Genomic DNA, 406 nt, shown 5'->3' on the forward strand with positions numbered 1-406 from the left:
GCCGTGAATATCTTGCCAAGTGCAATCGTTTTAGACATAGTTAAGCAAATGCTACATGTCCGCGTGAGGCGGGGATACTGTAGTGGCGCCAGCAAATCCGCGCCGATGCCAGATTACCTTAAATGTCGCGTGTTCGGGTTGAGGCATGATTGACCAGGATCGCATACGCACTGCAACGGAGGCCATTGTCGCGGCGGCACTGCTCGGCGAGGACTGGTCCGCGCCACTCGCCGGCCTGGCCATGGCCGCAGGCGCACGCGATGCCGTGCTGATGCGCAACACCGAAAGCCGCATGGTGACGGCGGTGGTGACGGAGCAGGCGGCCGAAGGCGTGGCGGCATTTGCCGCCGGCAAGGCGCCGCCCAATTCGCGCTATGCGCGGGTCCGCATCGGGCCGCAGCATGGC

1 protein-coding gene is annotated in these 406 nt (G+C 63.5%); it reads left to right on the plus strand.

The annotated features are described in order from the left end of the window. Window positions 1-145: 145 nt before the first annotated feature. A partial coding sequence (locus AC1D0P_RS30855) for a hypothetical protein (protein WP_477680210.1) occupies window positions 146-406 on the plus strand: 261 nt, incomplete at its 3' end.

Source organism: Polaromonas sp. P1_G2 (genome assembly GCF_056405515.1).